This window comes from Peribacillus phoenicis (assembly GCF_047238085.1).
GTDB lineage: Bacteria > Bacillota > Bacilli > Bacillales > DSM-1321 > Peribacillus.
On sequence record NZ_JBDFMF010000001.1, the window covers coordinates 739,538 to 760,811 of the forward strand.

The 21,274-nt window shown below is 43.4% G+C and carries 21 protein-coding genes; 14 read left to right on the top strand and 7 right to left on the bottom strand.

Features of this window, described 5'->3' with window-relative positions; all coding sequences use genetic code 11:
* Window positions 1–51: 51 nt before the first annotated feature.
* From uraH to ABC374_RS03705, 4 genes are all read right to left on the bottom strand, one after another.
* Entirely contained in the window at window positions 52–411 is a 360-nt protein-coding gene (gene uraH, locus ABC374_RS03690; RefSeq protein WP_413016002.1) for a hydroxyisourate hydrolase, read from the bottom strand.
* A gap of 9 nt (window positions 412–420) precedes the next feature.
* Window positions 421–1,914 (bottom strand): factor-independent urate hydroxylase, encoded by a 1,494-nt coding sequence (gene pucL, locus ABC374_RS03695; protein ID WP_413016004.1) that lies wholly within the window; start codon window positions 1,912–1,914, stop codon window positions 421–423.
* A 15-nt stretch (window positions 1,915–1,929) separates the two neighbouring features.
* A complete protein-coding gene (locus tag ABC374_RS03700; protein WP_350301586.1) occupies window positions 1,930–3,255 on the bottom strand; it encodes a nucleobase:cation symporter-2 family protein in 1,326 nt (441 codons plus the stop codon).
* 158 nt (window positions 3,256–3,413) lie between these two features.
* A complete protein-coding gene (locus tag ABC374_RS03705; RefSeq protein ID WP_413016007.1) occupies window positions 3,414–5,030 on the bottom strand; it encodes a PucR family transcriptional regulator in 1,617 nt (538 codons plus the stop codon).
* 299 nt (window positions 5,031–5,329) lie between these two features.
* Here ABC374_RS03705 and ABC374_RS03710 point away from each other — a divergent pair, with 299 nt between their 5' ends.
* The 4 genes from ABC374_RS03710 (at window position 5,330) to ABC374_RS03725 (ending at window position 10,517) form a co-directional block, all read left to right on the top strand.
* Window positions 5,330–6,385: a Rieske 2Fe-2S domain-containing protein gene (locus ABC374_RS03710; protein ID WP_413016009.1), complete on the top strand. Its 1,056-nt coding sequence runs from the start codon at window positions 5,330–5,332 to the stop codon at window positions 6,383–6,385.
* Window positions 6,386–6,582: 197 nt separating this feature from the next.
* The gene (gene allC, locus ABC374_RS03715; RefSeq protein WP_413016011.1) at window positions 6,583–7,830 is read left to right on the top strand and encodes an allantoate deiminase; all 1,248 of its coding nucleotides are present in this window, start codon (window positions 6,583–6,585) and stop codon (window positions 7,828–7,830) included.
* A gap of 14 nt (window positions 7,831–7,844) precedes the next feature.
* A complete protein-coding gene (locus ABC374_RS03720) occupies window positions 7,845–9,107 on the top strand; it encodes a pyridoxal-phosphate-dependent aminotransferase family protein (protein ID WP_413016013.1) in 1,263 nt (420 codons plus the stop codon).
* 30 nt (window positions 9,108–9,137) lie between these two features.
* Window positions 9,138–10,517, top strand: a complete 1,380-nt coding sequence (locus ABC374_RS03725; protein WP_413016015.1) for an allantoinase — start codon at window positions 9,138–9,140, stop codon at window positions 10,515–10,517.
* 137 nt (window positions 10,518–10,654) lie between these two features.
* On the opposite strand, the gene ABC374_RS03730 is transcribed toward ABC374_RS03725, so the two are convergent.
* Genes ABC374_RS03730 through ABC374_RS03740 form a run of 3 tightly spaced genes read right to left on the bottom strand, consistent with a single transcriptional unit; the run spans window position 10,655 to window position 13,020 of the window.
* Window positions 10,655–11,101 carry a PaaI family thioesterase gene (locus ABC374_RS03730; protein ID WP_413016017.1) on the bottom strand — a complete coding sequence of 149 codons (447 nt, stop codon included), beginning with the start codon at window positions 11,099–11,101 and terminating at the stop codon, window positions 10,655–10,657.
* Between the two features lie 18 nt (window positions 11,102–11,119).
* A complete protein-coding gene (locus tag ABC374_RS03735; protein ID WP_413016019.1) occupies window positions 11,120–12,670 on the bottom strand; it encodes a solute symporter family protein in 1,551 nt (516 codons plus the stop codon).
* Complete coding sequence (locus tag ABC374_RS03740; RefSeq protein WP_350301592.1) at window positions 12,667–13,020, bottom strand: DUF485 domain-containing protein; 354 nt, start codon at window positions 13,018–13,020, stop codon at window positions 12,667–12,669. Before ABC374_RS03740 ends, ABC374_RS03735 begins: the two co-directional genes overlap by 4 nt.
* Window positions 13,021–13,276: 256 nt before the next feature.
* On the opposite strand from ABC374_RS03740, the gene paaK reads away from it, so the two are divergent.
* The 10 genes from paaK (at window position 13,277) to ABC374_RS03790 (ending at window position 21,156) form a co-directional block, all read left to right on the top strand.
* The gene (paaK, locus tag ABC374_RS03745) at window positions 13,277–14,605 is read left to right on the top strand and encodes a phenylacetate--CoA ligase PaaK (protein WP_413016021.1); all 1,329 of its coding nucleotides are present in this window, start codon (window positions 13,277–13,279) and stop codon (window positions 14,603–14,605) included.
* Window positions 14,606–14,720: 115 nt separating this feature from the next.
* A complete protein-coding gene (locus ABC374_RS03750; protein ID WP_133349024.1) occupies window positions 14,721–14,960 on the top strand; it encodes a ferredoxin in 240 nt (79 codons plus the stop codon).
* A 125-nt stretch (window positions 14,961–15,085) separates the two neighbouring features.
* Window positions 15,086–16,042, top strand: a complete 957-nt coding sequence (gene paaA, locus ABC374_RS03755) for a 1,2-phenylacetyl-CoA epoxidase subunit PaaA (RefSeq protein WP_413016024.1) — start codon at window positions 15,086–15,088, stop codon at window positions 16,040–16,042.
* Window positions 16,043–16,060: 18 nt separating this feature from the next.
* On the top strand, window positions 16,061–16,420 hold the full coding sequence (gene paaB, locus ABC374_RS03760) for a 1,2-phenylacetyl-CoA epoxidase subunit PaaB (protein WP_413016026.1): 360 nt from the start codon (window positions 16,061–16,063) through the stop codon (window positions 16,418–16,420).
* The gene (gene paaC / locus ABC374_RS03765; RefSeq protein ID WP_413016028.1) at window positions 16,410–17,210 is read left to right on the top strand and encodes a 1,2-phenylacetyl-CoA epoxidase subunit PaaC; all 801 of its coding nucleotides are present in this window, start codon (window positions 16,410–16,412) and stop codon (window positions 17,208–17,210) included. Before paaB ends, paaC begins: the two co-directional genes overlap by 11 nt.
* Before the next feature lie 24 nt (window positions 17,211–17,234).
* Window positions 17,235–17,732 carry a 1,2-phenylacetyl-CoA epoxidase subunit PaaD gene (paaD, locus tag ABC374_RS03770; protein ID WP_413016030.1) on the top strand — a complete coding sequence of 166 codons (498 nt, stop codon included), beginning with the start codon at window positions 17,235–17,237 and terminating at the stop codon, window positions 17,730–17,732.
* Between the two features lie 20 nt (window positions 17,733–17,752).
* Window positions 17,753–18,058, top strand: a complete 306-nt coding sequence (locus ABC374_RS03775; RefSeq protein ID WP_034314904.1) for an EthD family reductase — start codon at window positions 17,753–17,755, stop codon at window positions 18,056–18,058.
* On the top strand, window positions 18,055–18,831 hold the full coding sequence (locus tag ABC374_RS03780; protein ID WP_413016032.1) for an enoyl-CoA hydratase/isomerase family protein: 777 nt from the start codon (window positions 18,055–18,057) through the stop codon (window positions 18,829–18,831). Before ABC374_RS03775 ends, ABC374_RS03780 begins: the two co-directional genes overlap by 4 nt.
* Before the next feature lie 10 nt (window positions 18,832–18,841).
* The gene (locus ABC374_RS03785; RefSeq protein ID WP_413016034.1) at window positions 18,842–19,615 is read left to right on the top strand and encodes an enoyl-CoA hydratase-related protein; all 774 of its coding nucleotides are present in this window, start codon (window positions 18,842–18,844) and stop codon (window positions 19,613–19,615) included.
* A gap of 23 nt (window positions 19,616–19,638) precedes the next feature.
* Window positions 19,639–21,156 carry an aldehyde dehydrogenase family protein gene (locus ABC374_RS03790; RefSeq protein WP_230177277.1) on the top strand — a complete coding sequence of 506 codons (1,518 nt, stop codon included), beginning with the start codon at window positions 19,639–19,641 and terminating at the stop codon, window positions 21,154–21,156.
* Window positions 21,157–21,274 lie beyond the last annotated feature (118 nt).

A 21,274-nucleotide genomic window follows, 5' to 3' on the forward strand; every position in this document is an offset into this window, starting at 1 on the left:
GTAATCGATCAAACAAGAAACTGCCGGAGAAGGTCTTCTCCGGCAGTTTCTTTAACTTCCCCGATACACTTGATAACCCCATGGGGAAACGAGCAGTGGCACATGATAATGAGAGGATGGGGAAGATAGTCCGAAACGTACGGGTACCTGGTCCAAAAAGGGCGGATCAGGAAGTTCGATGGACTTATTCCGGAAGTAATCCCCGATATGAAAAACGATTTCGTAGTTTCCCATTTTAGTGTTTTCTGCGTTCAGCAGCGGGGCATCGAGCCTCCCGTCTGTATTTGTGACCGCTGATTGGAGCAGCTGCCAGTCAGCGGTGGATAATTCGGAAAAGTATAATTCAATCGTCACGTTTTCGGCAGGCTGGCCATGCATTAAATCCAATATATGTGTTGTTATACCAGGCATAAATACTCCTTAACCGATGTTTTCTTCAGCAGCAGCCAGGATTTTGTTATTTTCGAGATTTTCTTTTTTAACGGTGAAGACCTGAAAGCCATATGGCGGGCGCGGCTCTGTATATACTTTTCCTTTGGATTCCGGGATTTCGGAAACGACTGTATCCCATGTGTGGTTTTGTGATTCGAATGTAACTTCAAGAAGCTGAGGGAATCTGGTTAAAATACGGCAGCCGATTTCATAAATCAGATTTTGGATCGAAGGAGTCTCCATTTCATGGAAAACGGATGTAGCAATATCGATTATCTGTTCAGCAGCCACGTATTTAGAAGGATCCACGCCGAATGCATCCTTTTGATCCTCATAGACCCAGTGGAGATTCAAATAGATGAAAAGCGGCCGATTTCCATCTTCGGGAAGCGTCGTATACTCATCACGGACAAAACCGACAAAAGAGTTCCCGCTTACTTTGATTAATTGAAGGTCAAGGATGGAACTGCTTTGCTGAACGATTTCGCTGCCGTTTTCCCCGCGGATGATTTCGACGGCTGCCTTGGCCCGTTCGTTGCGGGACTTTTTGAATACAAGGTCACTCGGTTTCAATTGAAGATCCGTCGCTTCAGTCACAGTTTCGAAAGGGATATCCTCGGCAATCAATTTAACCGTATCGATTTGAGGATATTTGTTCAGGAAGGCTTCTGACACATATGAAGCAAATCCTTCTAATGTTGCTCCTTTGAATGTGGCTAAATGACGTTGGATGAAGTTTTTCATCGAATCTGTCGCGACGACCATGGAATTGTCTCCTTCTGTGAAGGAGGGAAGAAAAGAGGAGCCGCCAATGGAAACTTTTACATTGGTGCCAAAAATGATATGATCTCTGCCTGAAAAAGTGGATTCTGGTATTTGTTTGATTCCGGTTAAAGGCTTTGAATAGGTCCTATAGGCAAAAACATTTCCTTTTCCATAACTTAGTGTTTGTGCGGCTGATTTATTTTTCATTGAATTCTCTCCTTCGATTTTTATTTTATCCTGTAAACGAAATAGGGCAATTTTATGAATTTCAGATAGGGCCTTATCGAACTCTATTGTTTCTGAATGGTGAATCCTTGTTTTCATCGATTGATATATGTCATTTTTATCTTTACCGCGTACAGCCAGGATAAATGGAAAGCCGAATTTATTCATATATTGCCGGTTCAATGATATGAAACTTTCATATTCATCGGCAGTAAGGTCCTTTAAACCGGCGCCATGCTGTTCCTTAGTCGAATCATCACTCATTTCAACTTTGTCCCCTAGGTTCGGGTGCTTCCTGATTAATGTTAACTTTTCTTCCTTTGACGAATTGCTTACAATGTCCACCATGCATCGATGCAGATTGATGATAGATGAAAATGGTCTATTGGCTGCCGCCTTTTCTGCAATCCAAGGTGAATGTTCGAAAGTATCACCAAGGAACATCGTGAACTCCTTTTCGCTAATTGCATTTAGTGACTTAATAGTAATCATTCTAAGGGCTCCTTTTTAAATGCTTTTTGCCATGAACTGATCTGTTTCCGCGATGGTTCTATCTGCCGCCTTTTTCCTTCGAGGAGTCAAGATCACATTCAGGATGATGGCTGTCAGGCTTCCTGTGATGATTCCATCACCGACAACGATACGGATTGTTTCCGGCAGGCTTGAGAATAACTCGGGAACGACGGTGGCGCCCAGTCCGAGTGAGACTGAACAAGCAATGACCAATAAATTAGCATTATCCGAGAAATCGACGTCATTCAACATTTTAATTCCTGATGAAACGACCATTCCGAACATGACGACGGTAGCACCCCCGAGAACGGCAGTAGGAATCAGGGTAGCGAGTGCTGCGATTTTCGGTACAAGTCCAAGCCCGATTAAAATGAAGCCGGCTACAATGGTGATTGTTCTTTTTTTCACACCGGATAATTGAACGAGGCCTACATTCTGGGCGAATGTACTATAAGGAAAGGCATTGAAAATCCCGCCTAAAGTGAAGGCAAGGCCTTCTGCCCGGTAGCCCTTGACAATATCTTTTTCACTCAATTCCCTGCCGGTTATTTTTCCGAGAGCAAGGAATGCGCCAGTGGATTCGACAAGGATGACTGTGCCAACCAACATCATCGTAAGTATGGGTGCTATTTCAAAGCTGGGTGTACCGAAGTACAAAGGAGCGGGAATATGGAACCAAGAAGCCTCGGCAACGGTGGAAAAGTCCATCTTCCCAAAAAACGTTGAAGCGATCGTTCCTGCTATGATGCCAATCAGAACGGAAATGGAGCGAATGAATCCAGTGAAGCAGCGATTGATTAACAGAATAACGGCGAGGACTCCTAAAGAAAGCATCAAGTTCTCGGCTGAGCCAAAGTCTTTGCTGCCGGAACCGCCAGCCATATTCTTTATGCCGGTGGGCACTAAGGATAATCCAATGATGATGACGACGGTACCGGTCACGACAGGCGGGAATAATTTAAGCAGTTTACCAAATATGTTGGAGAAAAAAATGATGAATAATCCAGCGGCGATGATTGATCCATAGATAGCGGAAATGCCATAATTGCTGCCGATGGATATCATGGGGGTGACTGCGACGAAAGAAGTTCCCAAAACTATCGGGAGGCCAATGCCAAAATATTTATTTTTCCAAGATTGCAATAATGTAGCGATCCCGCAGGTCAATAGATCAATGGCAATAAGGTAGGCTAACTGTTGAGAATTGAATCCCAATGCCCCGCCGACGATGATCGGCACCAATATGGCACCTGCATACATGGCAAGAACGTGCTGAAGACCTAACGAGAAGGCCTTGGACTTGTTAATTCTGTCATTCATAAAAAAACTCCCTTCTGCAATAGCATGTCATTTTATATCACGTGATTCTGTTATGATTAATATCATAATAAAAAATCAGAAAATTGTCATTAGTTAGATTAGACAATTTTTGGTTGTGGATATAGACAACTTGCATAAAGTGATGGGAGGCTTTTGTTTTATATTTTAAGTAAGGTTTTAATGCGAAGGGCAAGCCGTATCTGGAGTGTGGTCTCCGAATCTTTCAGGCTCTTGCCGAGCAGCTCTTCGCATTTCTCGAGTCTGTATACAACTGTGTTTCGATGTACGAATAACCTTTTGGCAGTTTCAGATATTTGACAATGAGTTTCGAGATAGACGGATAATGTCTGTAATAAAGATTGCTCCTCCTCGGTGAAAACCTTTGAAAATCCCTGTAGTGCATAATGGTGAAAATTCATGAGGTCTTCTTCGGGGATGATCCTCAATAATTCCATAATATCCTTCGTTCGGAATATTTGGATGTATTCGGTCCTTTTCGAAAGACCTCCTTCGAGAAGGGAGTCGTTCGCTTCTTTGAAAGAGTTCTTGGTCTGTAAAAAACTCTGGCTCAAATGGCTCACTCCGAAAGAAATCGTGCAGCCGAACTGGCTGGCTGTTATCCTTTGCAATGATTTTAGCGAGGTTTCGACAGTCTGGAGAACGTCGGCAGAGACTTCATTCACTTCATATAAAAGAATGCATTTCTTGCCTTTGGTAAAGAGATGAATGGGATTGGGTGATAGGCAAAGTTCATCTTCCAAAAACTCGTATATCGAATCAGCCCTTCGTTGCAGCTGTGTGTAACTTATGTCCGAATCGGATTCATCGATCTTTCCGACTGCGCATATATAGGTTTGTTCATTGGGTAAGGAAAACTCCTTTGCCCGATTTATGATTTCCTCTTGTGAGGAGAAACTGCCATCAAGAAAATGAAGGAAGAAATCATTTCGGATATTCCGATCATGCTGTTTAAGGGCGTGTTCTTTCATCAAGGCAAAAGAAATGACATTGGTTGCCTGTTCTATCGTCAATGTTATGAGGTTATCGCTAGTCTTGATTTCTCCCGATATCGTCAAATAACCAAATTTTTCTTCATTCATAAAGATGGGGAAGACGGTATAGGGCTGTTTATTGGAAAGGGACGAAAATGAAAAGAAAGACGTTTTGGTTTTGTGGAATCGGAATCCCTCTTCGCTCATTTTTTTGATTATTGGAATAATTCCGGATGTAGAGATTGGTTGGAGTATCGGTTTTAGGTACTGGTCAACTAATAAGATGGGGTATCCAATCATATCCGATAAATGATCAAGCAGCTTTTGAATCCCTTTGCCGCGCATGATTAAGTTTGTGAATTGCTTATGTGTTTCCATGGCATAGGTCAATTCCGCTGCACGTTGATCCAAAATCCCCCGTAATGTATGGTTGATGATTTCCCCGAGTGACAATTCGGCCGGGAGTTCAATGATTGGAAAGGATAAATCATTGGCAAGAACCAGTGCCTCCTCAGGTATTTCCTTTATGTACCTCCTTGTCTTTATTCCCAGGGCTGCGCAGCCTTGGTTTGCCATCGCTTCGACGAGTGATGACAAGAGATGCGGCTTGTCCTTTATGTGATAAGCGGTCGTTACAAGGAATTCATTTGGTTTTAAAAAGTTGATGATATCCGGAGCGTCCATCATATTGACTGTGCGGACTTCCCGTTCGAGCCCTGTTCCTCCGGCAATTAAATGCATGCCGGTTAATGCTGGCAATGTTAAAAGTTCGGCTACCTTCATCTGAAACACCTCATTTTGGAAAATTTGAGTATTGAGTGTAAGTTTATAAATACAAGGGAAATGAATCGGTTTTAAATTAGTGCATGTTACTGATATTAGTCGTTTACTAACGTGTTTTGCGGATTTTCATTATCATATCATACAAACCCTTTGGCATATCCTACAAATTTCGTTGTATGGATTGCTGGATAAATAAAAAAGTATTTGCGTGTTAGGTATTATAACATTGTTAGTGACATATTATCTCGATTTTGTTAATATTTATAAAAAATTAACGTGAGGATAAGGGAGACGATAAAATGAGTGAAGGCACAGTTGCTTCCGGTAAGAAAAAAAGAGTAACGCCGTTTCCGAAAGAATGCACATTCAGCAAAGGGGACTGGGATGTATTATCGCAATATTGGTTTCCTGTGGCTGCAGTCGAGGAGGTATCGGAAAAACCGATAGGCATTAAACTTCTGGATGTGCACCTTGTCCTTTATCGGGCCAATGGGAAGATTATCGTTGCGAGGGACCTTTGTCTGCATCGCGGTGTGCCATTAAGCATGGGGTGGGTGGATGGTGATGATATCGTATGCCCTTACCACGGTTTTAGATATGGTCCGGAAGGGAATTGTACGGGGATACCTGCGCATCCCACCGCTAAAATATCCCCGCGTCTTTGCATTAATATTTATCCCGCGATAGAGCGCTACGGCTTGGTTTGGACTTCGATTGCGAGCGATAAAGAGGATATTCCGAAGTTACCGGCCTGGGATGATGAGGAATATTTGAACATCCTGCCGCCATCCATAGACATTGCCGGTTCAGCCGGTCGGCAGATGGAAGGTTTTTTGGATGTGTCCCACTTTGCTTGGGTTCATTCGGAAAGCTTCGCTGATCGTAACAATCCTATCGTTCCTAGTTATAAGGTGGAAAAAACGGAGTATGGCCTGCATGTGGAATACTTAAGTTCCGTCAGTAATTACGGAAAAGGCATGCGGCATTTAGAACCTGACAACTTTGAGTGGCTGCGTGTTTTTGATATCTATCCACCGCTGGCGGCCAGGCTTACTGTCCAATTCCCGGAGGATGGAAAACTTCACATCCTGAACTGTGCCAGTCCGGTTTCGGCACGAAAGACAAGAATGTTTTCGCCGATGGCCCGTAACTTTGATATAGATGCCCCGGTTGAAGATACTTATGAATTCAATTTGCAGATTTTCAATGAAGATAAGGAAATGGTGGAAAATCAAAAGCCGGAGGAGCTGCCTCTCGATTTGCAAGCGGAAGCGCATATCGCGGCAGATAAGACGTCGATCGCTTATCGTCAGCTATTGAGGGAATTGGGCTTAGGTTCAAATTATACAAGTTGATAAAAAGAGGGTGTCCGGTTTAATGGGCGCTCTCTTCTTTTATTGGCTTACTTTCAGTTGGTTATTTTGCACAAAAAAACACCAAAATACTAACAGAATTGTCAATGAAGTTAAATGCGAAAGCAAGTAAAATAATAGATAACATAAATTTGTGAATATTCATAACATGAATGGATTTTGAGAAGGGAAGCGATGTGATGGGCATTCAAATCGAAAAATTCATAGATGAAAAGGATGATGTTGCGTCGATGATAGAATGGTTGGCATCTTTCGGGGCAACGGAGAATAATGGGGTGACCCGGTTATTATATTCCAAGGAATGGATGAGCGCTCAGCAGGCAATGAAAGCTGAGATGGAAAAAGAAAAGCTCAGTACATATTTTGATAGTGTAGGCAACTTGTTTGGCAGGCTTGAGGGAACGGATCTCTCCGGTGGAATCATTCTGACTGGTTCTCATATAGACACGGTCAAGGATGGGGGGAAATATGACGGCGCATATGGGGTCATCGCTAGTTTCCTGGCAGTTAAGAGGTTGTATAAAGCCTATGGGGCGCCGCGAAAGACGATTGAAGTCGTTTCCTTTTGTGAGGAGGAAGGAAGCAGATTTCCCTTAACGTTTTGGGGGTCGAGGAATATTAAAGGAATCTATGGTCTTGAGCATGTCAGGGATTTAAAAGATACAGAAGGAATTCCTTTTTTGGAAGCCATGAAAAAGTCAGGGTTTGAACCTGAAGCCTATAAAACCCCGGTCCGCGATGATATTGAACGGTTCGTCGAAATTCATATAGAACAGGGGATGGTGCTTGAAAAGAATGAGAATGCAATTGGGGTCGTCAGCCATATTGTCGGGCAGCGCCGTTATACGGTTAAAATCATGGGTGAGAGTGATCATGCGGGCACCACTCCCATGTCATACAGGAAGGATGCTGTCGGTTTTGCTTCGGAATTCATTTCTTTTTTAACGAAAAAAGCGAAGGGGATGGACCCGGGTTTAGTTGCGACGGTTGGCAGAATGGATGTTAAGCCTAATGTTCCGAATGTCATTGCTGGTGAAGTGGAGCTCAGTCTCGATATCAGGCATCACGAGGAAGAGGTTCTTGAAAGGTTTTGTAAGGAAATCTTTTCGACTTTCGATTCCTTGGCAAAGGAGGCTGAAATGAAGTTGGAGGTTTCACAATGGATGGATGTCAAACCTGTTGCGATGGATCGGGAAATGAATCGCCTTGTCCGAAAGATAACTGAAGATAAAAATATACCATACCAAGATATGGTCAGCGGAGCCGGCCATGATGCACAGGTATTTGGTTCGTTTTGTCCGACTTGCTTGCTGTTCGTTCCAAGTAAGGGGGGGATCAGCCATTCGCCTAAGGAGTTTACGAGTGTTGCGGATATGGAAAAGGGAATCGACGTTTTAAGTGAAATACTATATAAATTAGCCTATTAAAGGAGTTGGGGAAAATGGCATATTCAGAATTGAATGCACCGATGAGAACGATCATGACACCAGGACCGGTCGAAGTGGACCCGCGTGTTTTAAGGGCGATGAGCACACCGATATTAGGGCAATTCGATCCTGCATTCACTACAATCATGAATGAAGTGATGGAAATGCTGCGTTTGGTTTTTCAAACGAAAAATAAATGGGCATTCCCGATCGATGGCACCTCAAGATCGGGTAATGAAGCGATTTTATGCAGCATCATTGAGCCGGGAGATAAGGTTCTGGTTCCCATATTCGGTAGATTCGGTCATTTGTTGGTCGAAATCTGTGAGCGATACGGAGCTGAAGTCCATACGATGGAATGTCCTTGGGGAGAGGTGTTCGAACCGCAAGCTGTCATCGCGGAAATCAAGAAAGTCTCCCCTAAAATAACAGCAATCGTTCATGGGGAAACTTCCACTGGTTGTATGCAGCCTTTGAAGGAAATCGGGTTGGCCTGCCGTGAATTGGGTGTCCTGCTTGTGGTGGATGCGGTTGCCTCCATCGGGGGCACCGATGTTAAGGTGGATGAATGGTGTATTGATGGGTTGATAGGAGGGACGCAAAAATGCTTGTCCGTTCCTTCAGGTATGGCACCGATTACGTATAATGAGAGAATAGAAGAAATCATCCAGTCCCGCAAAAAGGTGGAACGTGGTATTGCGACGGATGAAGACAACCAAAAGGTTTCTCTCCGCCGTCCGATCACCAGTAATTATTTCGATTTAAGCATGCTGCAGGATTATTGGGGACCGCGCCGCTTGAATCACCATACAGAAGCTACTTCCATGATTTATGCGTTACGTGAAGGGTTGCGCCTTGTGCTTGAAGAAGGTCTGGAAACGCGCTTTGCCCGTCATGAACTCCACGAAGCTGCTCTCGTTGGAGGGATCAAGGCAATGGGGCTAACGTTATTCGGGGATGGGAAAAACAAACTTCCGTGTGTAACTTGCATCGGAATTCCAAAAGGAATCGACGGTGAGGCTGTAAGAGCCATGCTGTTGAATGAATTTGGCATCGAAATCGCTTCCTCGTTTGGTCCGCTTCACGGGAAAATCTGGAGGATCGGGACCATGGGATTCAGTTGCAGGAAAGAAAACATCCTCTTTGTATTGGCTTCCTTGGAAGCTGTCCTTTTGCGCCAGGGGTTCCAAGCTAATCGGGGAGAGGCTTTGCAGGCTGCACTGGATGTGTATGTGGGAAAGACGGAGAAAGTGTCTGCATCAAGGGGTTCTCTTTGATTATAAAACTATTTTGGAGGAGTGGTCCGTATGTCAATATATGATCTTATTATCCGCAATGGATATGTAGTTTTTCCTGATGGAGTGAAGAAAGCTGATCTCGCCATCCAGGATGGGGTGATTGTTAAGATTGGGGATATCCTGGATGGTAAAGGTGATGCAGAGTATGAAGCGGATGGCCAGCATATCTTTCCTGGTATGATTGATGTCCATGTGCATTTTAGCGAACCTGGCCGCGCAAATTGGGAGGGCTTTGAAACAGGATCGCAAATGATGGCGGCGGGAGGCTGCACCACATATTTCGATATGCCATTGAATGGAATCCCTTCAACGATTGATCGAAAGGCTTTCCTTGAAAAGGGCAAGCTCGGTGAGATGAAGTCGGTTGTAGACTTTGGATTATGGGGAGGACTGGTCCCGGGAAATATCGATGATTTAGAGGATCTCGCCAAATCCGGAGTCATCGGATTTAAGGCCTTTCTTTCAGCGACGGGAAATGAGGAGTTTGAACGGGCAGATGATTTCACCCTTTTACATGGAATGAAGAAAATAGCGGAATTGGGAAAGGTCTTGGCCCTTCATGCGGAAAGTGATCCGATCACTCAGTGGTTCAAGTGGGAAAAAGAGAAGGATGGACTATTCAGTGCGAATGATTATGCAGCTACAAGACCTGTGCAAGCGGAAGCGGAGGCTGTGGAACGTGCCATTACATATGCAGAGTTAACGGGCTGTCCGCTGCACTTTGTCCATATTAGCAGTAGTTTGGCCATCGAAAAAATTGAATCGGCCAAACAAAAGGGGCTGGATGTGACGGTCGAGACGTGTCCGCATTATTTATTATTCAATCAGGATGATTTAATAGAAAAAGGCGCGGTTGCAAAATGTGCTCCCCCGCTAAGGGAAAGAGAAGAACAAGAAAGATTGATTACCCGTTTAATGGAAGGGAAATTCGATATGATTTCTTCTGACCACTCACCATGCCCTTTTGAGCTGAAAGATCCTGCCATACATAATATTTTTGAAGCGTGGGGCGGAATAAGCGGGGGGCAATTTTCGCTGATGTCGATGATAGAATTGGCAGTTTTACATGGTATCCCGCTTCATAAAGTCGCTGAGTGGACAGCTTCAGCCCCGGCAAAAAGGTTCGGTCTTTCCTCTAGAAAAGGACAAATTAAGGTAGGGAAGGATGCAGACCTTGCCATCGTTTCACTTAATGGTACGCATGAAGTTTCGGAAACGAATTTCTTCGCGAAACATAAGCAAAGCGTTTATATGGGCCATACCTTTCCTTGCCAAATCACGGCTACCATTAATAGAGGGAAAATAGTTTACGAGTCTGATGTAATCAGTGAAAGGGAGCGTGGGGAGTGGCTAAAAGTGATAGATTCCAGTATTGCGGTCAATAGCTAGGAAGAAGGGTTATAAAATAAGGGAGGGGGATTCCAAATCGGGGATCCCCTTTTTATTAGCTCTGCGTATGTATCATGGGCAAATCAAGGGGAAAAGAAACCGGACAAGATGATTGCTTGTCCGGTTTCAAGCGTTACTTATTCAACTTGGTCGACGAAATATTGATTTTTCCTGTATACCATCGCTTCCATGGTTGCAATCAATTCCCTTTCATTTAACACGTCTATTTTATACCATGCCAGTTTATGGTTTTTCTTTATCTCTTCCGCTCTGGCAGTTAAAGTCTCACCCCGTTTGCCAGCTGATAAGAAGTTGATGTTGTTTGAAACGCCAACCGCAATTTTGCCATATGAATTGCTGGCTGCGGCGAACACGTAATCAGCAAGTGAAAAGATAATCGCACCATGAACTGTTCCGTGGCTATTTAGCATGCGGTCACTAGGAATCAATTCAGCTTCCGCTGTGCCGGGACCGAGTTTCGTCAACTTCATTCCGAGAAAAGAGGCATATGGTTCGTCCACCAGCACTTGCTTGATTTTATCGTAATGCAATTCATGAATATCCTGATCTAATTGAATGGTCATTTGAAACCTTCCCTTCCTTTAATGGTTTTTTGCAGAACTTATTCCATATCCTGTGTTAGATTTGAAGAGTACTTCCGAAAACTTGTTCTCCTCATCTTTTGGCTTTGACAAGACTGTGCCTAAATAGGCTCCGATAAAGCCAAGAGGCACGGTGAAAATAGTCGGGTTGCTCATCGTGAAGAGGGGATCTCCTGTGAAAATACCCATTCCAGGCTCAGGATTCCATACATTAGGACTGAGCATGACCAGTATAAGGGAGCTGATTAAACCGAATAGCATTCCGGTGATTGCTCCGGTTGAGTTGAATCGTTTCCAATATATTGTACATAGGATGATCGGTAAATTGGCACTGGCAGCTATTCCTAGTGCAAGAACAGAAAGGAAAGCGACATTCAAAGATTGTGCAAATAAAGCGAGCAAAATCGAAATGACCGCTACGCTTATCGAGGCCATACGGGCAACAAGAATTTGCTGTTTTTCCGTAATGTTTCCGTCTTTGATGATTTCGCCATATATGTCATGTGCAAAAGCGGATGCCGACGTTAAAACAAGACCGGATACAACCGCTAAAATCGTCGCAAATGCCACAGCAGAAACGAAGGCGAATAAGAACTCCCCGCCCACTGTTAATGCAAGAAGTGGAGCGGCCATGTTCCCGGCCGAGTTTGCTTCAACAATTCTATCAAAACCGACGAAAGCAGCAGCCCCGAAACCAAGGAAAATCGTCATGATGAAAAATATTCCAATAAACCAAGTGGAATATACCACGGATTTCCTGGCAGTAGCTGCGTCCTTCACTGTAAAAAAGCGAACGAGTAAATGTGGAAGGCCTGCTGCTCCAAGGACAAGCGACATATTAAATGAAATCATGTCAAGTCCATCGGTGTATTTATTGCCAGGATTCAAAAAATCATTACCAAGAGGTGTTGCGGTTTGAGCATGATGGAACATCTCTGAAATGTTAAAATTAAAACGGGAAAATACTATGAACGTCAAAACAGCTGAACCGCATAGTAAAAGAACAGCTTTGGTGATCTGCACCCAGCTTGTCGCTCTCATTCCACCGAAAATTACATAAATCGTCATCAATACACCAACTAGAAGGACGGATAGCCAGTAATCGATGCCGAGTAATAGTTTAATTAATCCTCCTGCGCCAACAAGCTGTGCAATCATATAGAAAACTGAAATGACAAGTGTGTTTGCGGCAGCTATCCCGCGCACTTTTTTTGATTTAAAACGTGCTGAAATCATGTCTGCCAACGTATATTTACCTAAGTTACGAAGTGGTTCCGACACAAGATACAATAAGACAAGAAAGGCAACAAGGTTCCCGATGCTCATGTAAAAGCCATCGAAACCAATCAGTGCGATTGCACCCGTAATTCCTAGGAAAGAAGCAGCTGACATAAAGTCACCGGCCACGGCCAATCCATTTTGCCATGCAGTCAATCCGCCGCCGGCAGTATAAAAATCACTGGCATTTTTCGTTTTCTTTGAAGAATAATAGGTTATTGTAAGCGTTAACAAAATGATTCCTAAAAAAAGCGTAAGGGATAACATGCTCATTTGCCAAGCTCCTCCTGATATTTATTCAAAATGTTTTTAGCCATTGTGTCATATTTCGCCGATTTTTTTATATATACAATTCCCCCGATCCAAACGACAGCAAATTGGAGTAGTGCGTATACCCATGCCCAAGTTATATTGAAAAAAGCTTCACCTTTCAATACATCCGTATAAGCAGCTAAAATTGGCAGAATAAAATAAAAAGCAAGAAAGAATAGAGTAACAGGTACAATGAAAGCTTTTTTCTTTTGAAGTAAATCCTTGAACTCATCTGTTTCAATTAATTGACGATACTTAGTTTCGTTGTCATGATTTTCTGCTAAATGACCCATTTTAATCGGTTGTTCCATAATAAGCCCCCTTTTTAATTATAGTACGATTTTAAAACGAGTAACTAAAAATATGATATACCATTATTAAATTAACATAGTCAGAAAATTATGTAAATTAAAAAAGTTTTGTGAAATTATACAAAACATGATTGACATCGTTAAAATGACGTATTAATCTTAAAATGAAGCATAACAATAAATTCAAATTCCGTTTTAATATCGTTATGAATGAGAAGTCGGATGGAACACTAGCTAATTTGAGGGGGCTGAAACAATGTACAATCCTGAAGTTGAAACGGCAAGCCGCGCTGAGATGGAAAGTCTTCAAACGGCACGACTAAAAAAAACGATTAGCCATGTATACGAAAATGTACCTTATTACAGAGAAAAGTTTGAAGAAATGGGCATTGGTCCAGAGGATATTCAAACTTTAAGCGATGTGTCAAAGCTTCCCTTTACAAAAAAACAGACTCTTCGTGATCAGTATCCATTCGGTTTATTTGCCGTTCCGATGGAGGATGTAACACGCATTCATGGTTCATCCGGAACGAGCGGAAAGCCTACAATTGTCGGGTATACGAAAAATGATTTGGAAAACTGGGCCACGATCGTCGCACGCGGAATTGTAGCTGCAGGAGGACGCAAGTCAGATATATTCCATAACGCATATGGATATGGTCTGTTTACAGGTGGACTGGGCCTCCATTGCGGTGCAGAAAAGTTAGGGGTTGCCACAGTTCCTATTTCAGGGGGGAATACCGATCGCCAGATTACGATCATCAATGATTTTAAACCGCGTGGGATTTGTGGAACCCCTTCTTATATATTGAATATTGCAGAAAAGATGGAAGAGATGGGGCTTGACCCAGCCAACAATGGGCTTGAGTATGGGATTTTCGGAGCTGAGCCGTGGTCAGAGGAAATGAGGGCTACCCTAGAGAAGAAACTTAATTTGAAAGCAGTCGATATTTATGGCTTAAGTGAAATCATGGGGCCAGGAGTTGCAATAGAATGCCATGAAGCACAGGATGGACTGCATATCGCAGAAGACCATTTCCTTGTTGAAGTCATTAATCCGGATACACTTGAACCGGTTGAGGACGGCGAGGATGGGGAACTTGTCTTTACAAGCCTTACAAAGGAAGCGCTTCCAATCATTCGTTATCGTACAGGCGATATTGCCTCCATTACCCATGAACCATGTAAATGCGGACGCACCACAACAAGAATGTCCCGTGTTAAAGGAAGAACGGATGATATGATCATAGTCAGGGGAGTGAATGTATTTCCATCTGAAATTGAGCGTGTGTTATTCCAAATGGAGGGTATTGTTCCTCATTACCAGATTCACCTCGTTAAGAAGGGGAATATGGATAGTGTTGAACTGCATATAGAAATTGAAAGCGGTTTCTACAAAGAGATTGAAGAAGACTTAGCGCATATAAAAGTAGAGAAATTAAAGAAAACGATTCAACATCATATGAAATCCACATGTCTTGTAACGATGGATATTGTTGTTAACATTCCAAAAGGCATTCCGCGTTCAGAAGGAAAAGCCATTCGTGTCGTGGATAAGCGGAAGGATGAAGCCATTAGCGTATGAATGGGGCAGTGGGTAAAAGGGTGTATGAATAAGAAAACTGCAGTGGACGTTACGATAATTGGACGGTAGGGAAAGCAGAAAGAATTAATGAAATTGAGATAAGGAGGAAGGCATCATGGCTAAATATGCAATTGTGGATCAAGAAACTTGCATTGCTTGCGGTGCATGCGGTGCCGCTGCGCCGGAAATCTTTGATTACAATGATGAGGGAGTCGCATTCGTCATCCTGGATGAAAATGAAGGCACCGCAGAAGTCGAAGAAGATTTATTTGATGACTTGGATGATGCACTGGAGGGCTGCCCAACAGAGTCCATCAAGGTGGAATCGTCGCCGTTTAACGTATTAGTTGAATAAAAGTCTGGTCCAATTCCGATAATTTCCTTTTATTCAGTAAAAAGACAGAATAGTCTTGCATTAAATATAACAGTAAAATATAATAACGTTATACAAACGTTATATTATAAAAAGAGGTGATTTGGATGAACGTTCTTTTAAATGAAATGGCAGGAGAAGAAAAGCTAAATCAATTCATTGCCAGAATCGAAGCGGGAGAAAAGATAGAAGCGGATGATTGGATGCCGGAAGAATACCGGGGCACTTTAATCAAGTTAATATCGATGCATGGAATCAGTGAAATCATGGGGGCGCTTCCAGAAAAGGAATGGGTACCTAAAGCTCCGACCTTAAATAGAAAACTTGGAATCATGGCAAAGGTGCAGGATGAAATGGGGCATGGACAATTACTGCTTCGAGTCGCGGAGGATTTGCTAAAGCCTTATAACAAAAAACGGGATGACCTAATGCAAGATTTGTTTAAAGGAGATTTAAAGTTTCATAATGTTTTCCATATGGAAGCCAAATCCTGGGGCGATGCTGGATTGATTGGCTGGCTGGTTGATGGTGCAGCCATCATTTCCCAGACGAACATGCTTGGCGCCTCATACGGACCTTATGCCCGGGCATTACAGAGGATTTGCGCGGAAGAAGTTTTCCATGCCCAGCATGGTGAAGCGATAATCATGGCTTTGGCTGAAGGGACGGAAGAACAAAGGGAATTGGTTCAAGACTCCATCAATTATTGGTGGGAATCTTTATTACTTTTCTTTGGACCTCCCAGTAAGAATGAAGTGGGCACATCCAAACAGGATATAACGATTAAGTACAGAATCAGAACCAGTACGAATGAACAACTTCGACAAGCCTTTTTTTCTAAATATGTGAAGCGGATCCTTTCACTTGGCTTCAGCATTCCCGATGAAACGCTTAGGTTTGACAAAGCATCTGAAACCTGGATTTACCAACAACCCGATTGGGGGAAATTGAAGGTGTTCGCAAGGAATGAAGGTCCCCGTTCGCAGGATCGCTTAAGTCTTCGGAGAATTTCTTATGAAAATAATAAATGGGTACGTGAGGCATTGGCGCCAAAGGTCATCTAAGGGAGGGGGAAGGACGATATGGAAACTAGACAAGGAAATTACTTTGAAGAATTTGAAGTATTTAGCCGTAAAACGCAATCATCACCCGTTCAATACCACTTCAGCCTACTGGCCCCGAATGAGGATATCGCCATCATGATGGCACAAGAAAACTTCATGAGACGTGAAGCGGTTGATGATATCTGGGTTGTGAGGAGACAGAATATACGGAAAATGACGGCCGAGGAAAAGAAAACGCTTCAACGTATCGATAATAAAGACTACAGGACCACAAAAGGATACGGGTATTTAAAGAAAAAATGGCGGAAGTATGAGCAGGGAATGCTCGATGAAAAAGAGATAATGTCTTGGGCTGGAGGTGTGAAAAATGAAGAATGAATCATTGAAGGACATCGCAATCAAGGAATTGCTGCTTCAACTGGCTGACGATGACTTCATCCATTCATACCGTGGTGCAGAATGGTTGGGACTCGCACCGCATATCGAAGAAGATGTTGCATCCGCTTCGATATCTCAAGACACGATGGGGCATGCAGCCATATATTATAAATTACTTGAAGAACTCGGTGAAGGGGATGCTGATAAGCTGGCTCACGACCGTCCCGCCAAGGAACGGCGCAATGCGATCATTCTCGAATTGGTCAATGGTCCTGGCTACTACATGAAAGACCCGGATTATGATTGGGCGTTTGCGGTAGTGCGGAATTATTTTTATACCCAAGCCAAAGCGATTAAGGTTCAATCCCTTCATTCATGTTCATATGAACCGCTTGCTGAAGTGGCCCAAAAGGTACAGATGGAACTTTACTATCATTTGATGCACTGGAAAACATGGTTCGTCCAATTGCTGGGATCTGGTCACTTGGAAGCGATTTCGAGAATGAAAGCGGCGATCGGGAAAACAATGCCCGATTTTGCTGGCGTATTTTCACTTGGACAATATGGAGAGGAAATGGTTGAGCTCGGCTTGATAGAGGGCGAAGCTGTCTTACAGAAAAAATGGATCGAGGCCATCACACCAATTTTTGAAAGTGTCGGCTTGGCATCAACGATTCAAATAGGGATGGCAAGAGGTGATGGTCGTAATGGCCAGCATACGGAAGATTTGGAAAAGGCGCTAGAAACGCTAAGTGAAGTATACGCAAGCGATAAAGCAGCTTCATGGTGAATCAATAGAAAGGGGAGGGGTACCATGGCGACCGTACAGTTAAACACAGAAGAAATATATAAGCTCCTGGAAGACGTTAAAGATCCCGAAATCGATACAGTAAGTATTCTGGATTTAGGGATGGTTGAAGACGTGACGGTTTCGGGCCAGGATGTTTCGGTAAAAATGCTGCCAACTTTTCTTGGGTGCCCGGCATTGTCGATCATTCAAAAAAATGTGGAAACAGCCCTTCGACAGCTGCCTGCCGTAAAAAATGTAAGTGTGGAATTTTTACGTTCCCCTTCATGGACATCCGATCGAATTACGGAAAAGGGGAAAGCTGGATTGAAGGTTTTCGGAATCTCCCCTCCTCCTCGACAAATGAAAAGTGATGGATCATGGCATGTGGATTGCCCATATTGTGAATCGACATATGTCACGATGGAAAATATCTTCGGTCCAACGGCCTGCCGCAGCATTTTATATTGTAAGGCATGCAAAAATCCGTTCGAAGCGATGAAACCACTGATAAAAATAATCTAATAAAATGGAGGTTCTATAAAATGGTAAAGTTAATCGCCCTATACAAACAACCTGAAAACAAGGAAGAGTTCGATGAGCACTATTTCAATGTACATGGTCCGATAACGGAAAAAATTCCCGGTCTTCAAAAAATGGAGGTAACTAAAATTGTAGGGACCCCAATGGGCAAAGACTCTGAGTATTACATCCTTTGTGAAATGTATTATGAAGACCACGATGCATTGCAACAAGGAATGCGTTCCCCGGAAGGAAAGGCATCAGGGAAAGACCTAATGGGCTTTGCCGGGAAACTTGTAACGATGATGATCGGCGAAGAAATAAAATGAATGCGCTTCAATTCATTGAAACGTCAATCGCGGATGGCATTGGTTATATCACTTTAAATCGGCCGAAGCAACTGAATGCCCTTAACAGGAAAATGGTGAGGGAAATAGTTTTAACCATGGAAGAGTTCGACCGGGACCCGCAAGTGAAGGTGATTTTGCTATCGGGCAATGGAAAAGCATTTTCCGCTGGAGCTGATATTGACGAGATGGTGAACGACAATCCAATCAGTATGGAGTTAACGAACCAATTTGCCGATTGGGACCGAATAAGCCTAGTCAAGAAGCCTGTGATTGGTGCGGTGAAAAGTTTTGTATTCGGCGGTGGTTTTGAACTTGCTTTATCCTGTGATTTCCTGATTGCTGCCAGCGATACCCAGTTTTCCTTTCCTGAAGTGACACTTGGGGTCATGCCTGGTGCAGGAGGAACCCAAAGGTTGACGAAATTGGTAGGCAAGACGAAGGCACTTGAATGGATATTGACGGCTGAAAGGATAAAGGCAAAGACAGCTCTGCAATATGGTTTCATTAATAAGATCGTGGCACCTGAATTGTTAATGGAAGAATCGGTTGATTTTGCTAGAAAGATAGCAAAGCAACCCCCCTTAGCTGTAAGGCTGATCAAAGAATCCATCAATAAGGCCGTTGATTATCCCTTAAATGAGGGCATGCAATTTGAACGGAAGAATTTCTATATCCTTTTCGCATCAGAAGACCAAAAAGAAGGAATGAAAGCATTTGTTGAAAAAAGGGAGCCAAAATTCACAGGCGGATAAGGGGTGCTCTATGTACGAAACGATCAAATATAGGGTTGAAAATGGAGTGGCTTGGCTTACTTTGAACCGCCCTGATAAACTAAATGCCTTTACGTCCCAAATGAATAAGGACATACAGAAAGCGATCAAAATATCCGCGGGGGCAGATGAAGTCCGGGCCATTATCATTACTGGGGAAGGCAGGGCCTTTTGTTCGGGGCAGGATTTATCGGATGTTGAGGAGGGCATGAATTTAGGCCAGAAGCTTCGTGAGGATTACGGTCCGATGATGGAGCAAATAGCAAACTGTGAAAAACCGATCATTGCAGGAGTCAATGGAGTGGCTGCAGGTGCTGGCTTCAGCCTGGCGCTGGCATGCGATTTTCGGCTTGTTTCTGAAAAAGCCAGTTTTTTAAATGCCTTTGTCAATATCGGATTGATTCCTGATTCGGGGAATCTGTATTACCTTTCGCGAATCGTTGGTCATGCGAAAGCCTTGGAATTATCTTTATTGGGAGAAAAGGTTGCGGCTAGTGAGGCGAAAAATATCGGGCTCGCTACAAAAGTGGTCGGTGTGGATGAGTGGAACGAGCATTTGAAAGCCTTTGCAGAGAATATCGCAAACAAACCAACGAAGGCAATAGGATTAATCAAAAGATACTTAGAGGCGTCCTATCATCTTTCATTGGAAGAATACTTAAAAGAAGAAGCGGAGGGTCAGCGCATTGCTGGCTTAACGAAGGATTATGCAGAAGGTGTGGCAGCATTCACTGAAAAAAGGAAAGCTCAATTCATAGGCAAGTAATATAGAAAAGGGAGTGGGATTACATGGTTAGAGTACAAGAGGCGGCATTTGAAAAAGCGGAAATGAAGCGTGATTATTATCATCTGATCATTAATGGGGAAAGAGTGGAAAGCTCTGATGGTTCCACAATTGATGCGTATAATCCTGCAACAGGTGAAATCATTGCCAAGGTTGCAAAGGCGACCAAGGAAGATGCAGAAAAGGCTGTTCAAGCTGCACGTGAAGCATTTGATAACGGGAAATGGAAGAGGACTCCGATTAACAAACGGTCTCGTGTTTTGAACAAAATTGCAGCGATCATGCGTTCACGCTTCAATGAATTGGTTGAATTGGAAGTCCTGAACAGCGGCAAATCCATTTCTGCAGCGCAAGGCCAAGTCATGCAGGCAATTGAAGATTTCGAGTTTTATGCAGGCGCTTTAGTTGCACACCGCGGATCTGTCAATAATGTTCCTGGTCAATTCCATAACTATACGGAAAAAGAGCCAGTAGGTGTTTGTGCTCAAATCATCCCTTGGAATTACCCTATGATGATGGCAGCGTGGAAAATTGCACCTGCAATCGCAGTCGGCTGTTCGGTCATTGTCAAGCCAGCTTCGTTAACGCCGCTGACTGCCATTGTATTAGGGGAAATCTGTTTAGAAGCAGGTGTTCCTTCAGGCGTGGTCAATATCATTCCAGGTCCTGGATCGGACGTAGGGAATTATCTTGTCGAGCATCCGAAAGTGAATAAGGTTGCCTTCACGGGCTCTACGCCAATTGGCAGGGATCTCATGGGCAAAGCATCACAGACATTAAAAAGGGTGACATTGGAGCTTGGCGGTAAGTCCCCTAATATTGTTTTTGAAGATGCAGACCTAGAAGCAGCCATCGATGGATCTTTATATGGCATTTTCTACAATACTGGACAGTCTTGCGAAGCTAGATCCCGTTTATACGTTCACGAAGACATATATGATGAGTTCGTTGCCAGATTCGTAGAAAAAACGAAAAAATTGAAATTGGGCAATCCTCTCGACAAAGAAACACACGTCGGTGCAGTCATAGATCAAGGGCAATTGGATGTCATCGACAATTATGTACAATCTGCCATTACTGATGGAGCGAAAATCCTCACAGGAGGAAAGCCAGCGGTCATCGAAGGTTTCGAAAACGGTTATTGGTATGAGCCGACGGTCATAGCGAATGTCAATCATGATATGGATGTTGTGAAAGAGGAAATATTCGGGCCGGTCGTTGTCATAATGAAATTCAAAGATGAAAAAGAAGCCGTGAGACTCGCGAATGATACGGAATTCGGTTTGGGTTCAGCCCTCTGGACAAAAGACGGCGGGCGTGCGACTAGAGTGGCCAATCAAATAGAAGCGGGAATCGTCATGGTGAATTGCCCATTCTCCGCATTTCCTGGAACACCTTTCGGAGGGTATAAGCAATCAGGATTCGGCAGGGAACTTTGTATTGAGACACTTGATCTTTATACAGAAACGAAAAGCATCATTTCCTATCATGGAAGCCGTCCCTTAAATCCCTTTGGAATTTAATAAAACATAAAATAGGCGGCTGGCTGAACGGTATGTCGGAAAAGTAATTCAAGTATGAATGAATGCTGATCTGATTCATCCGCAGCCAGCTCTATTTATTTTTGAAGGAGGAATGAAC

What these genes read in the sequence shown, in the direction of transcription:
- uraH (WP_413016002.1), bottom strand. Translation starts at nt 411, where the DNA reads ATGCCTGGTATAACAACACATATATTGGATTTAATGCATGGCCAGCCT.
- pucL (WP_413016004.1), bottom strand. Translation starts at nt 1,914, where the DNA reads ATGATTACTATTAAGTCACTAAATGCAATTAGCGAAAAGGAGTTCACG.
- ABC374_RS03700 (WP_350301586.1), bottom strand. Translation starts at nt 3,255, where the DNA reads ATGAATGACAGAATTAACAAGTCCAAGGCCTTCTCGTTAGGTCTTCAG.
- ABC374_RS03705 (WP_413016007.1), bottom strand. Translation starts at nt 5,030, where the DNA reads ATGAAGGTAGCCGAACTTTTAACATTGCCAGCATTAACCGGCATGCAT.
- ABC374_RS03710 (WP_413016009.1), top strand. Translation starts at nt 5,330, where the DNA reads ATGAGTGAAGGCACAGTTGCTTCCGGTAAGAAAAAAAGAGTAACGCCG.
- allC (WP_413016011.1), top strand. Translation starts at nt 6,583, where the DNA reads ATGGGCATTCAAATCGAAAAATTCATAGATGAAAAGGATGATGTTGCG.
- ABC374_RS03720 (WP_413016013.1), top strand. Translation starts at nt 7,845, where the DNA reads ATGGCATATTCAGAATTGAATGCACCGATGAGAACGATCATGACACCA.
- ABC374_RS03725 (WP_413016015.1), top strand. Translation starts at nt 9,138, where the DNA reads ATGTCAATATATGATCTTATTATCCGCAATGGATATGTAGTTTTTCCT.
- ABC374_RS03730 (WP_413016017.1), bottom strand. Translation starts at nt 11,101, where the DNA reads ATGACCATTCAATTAGATCAGGATATTCATGAATTGCATTACGATAAA.
- ABC374_RS03735 (WP_413016019.1), bottom strand. Translation starts at nt 12,670, where the DNA reads ATGAGCATGTTATCCCTTACGCTTTTTTTAGGAATCATTTTGTTAACG.
- ABC374_RS03740 (WP_350301592.1), bottom strand. Translation starts at nt 13,020, where the DNA reads ATGGAACAACCGATTAAAATGGGTCATTTAGCAGAAAATCATGACAAC.
- paaK (WP_413016021.1), top strand. Translation starts at nt 13,277, where the DNA reads ATGTACAATCCTGAAGTTGAAACGGCAAGCCGCGCTGAGATGGAAAGT.
- ABC374_RS03750 (WP_133349024.1), top strand. Translation starts at nt 14,721, where the DNA reads ATGGCTAAATATGCAATTGTGGATCAAGAAACTTGCATTGCTTGCGGT.
- paaA (WP_413016024.1), top strand. Translation starts at nt 15,086, where the DNA reads ATGAACGTTCTTTTAAATGAAATGGCAGGAGAAGAAAAGCTAAATCAA.
- paaB (WP_413016026.1), top strand. Translation starts at nt 16,061, where the DNA reads ATGGAAACTAGACAAGGAAATTACTTTGAAGAATTTGAAGTATTTAGC.
- paaC (WP_413016028.1), top strand. Translation starts at nt 16,410, where the DNA reads ATGAAGAATGAATCATTGAAGGACATCGCAATCAAGGAATTGCTGCTT.
- paaD (WP_413016030.1), top strand. Translation starts at nt 17,235, where the DNA reads ATGGCGACCGTACAGTTAAACACAGAAGAAATATATAAGCTCCTGGAA.
- ABC374_RS03775 (WP_034314904.1), top strand. Translation starts at nt 17,753, where the DNA reads ATGGTAAAGTTAATCGCCCTATACAAACAACCTGAAAACAAGGAAGAG.
- ABC374_RS03780 (WP_413016032.1), top strand. Translation starts at nt 18,055, where the DNA reads ATGAATGCGCTTCAATTCATTGAAACGTCAATCGCGGATGGCATTGGT.
- ABC374_RS03785 (WP_413016034.1), top strand. Translation starts at nt 18,842, where the DNA reads ATGTACGAAACGATCAAATATAGGGTTGAAAATGGAGTGGCTTGGCTT.
- ABC374_RS03790 (WP_230177277.1), top strand. Translation starts at nt 19,639, where the DNA reads ATGGTTAGAGTACAAGAGGCGGCATTTGAAAAAGCGGAAATGAAGCGT.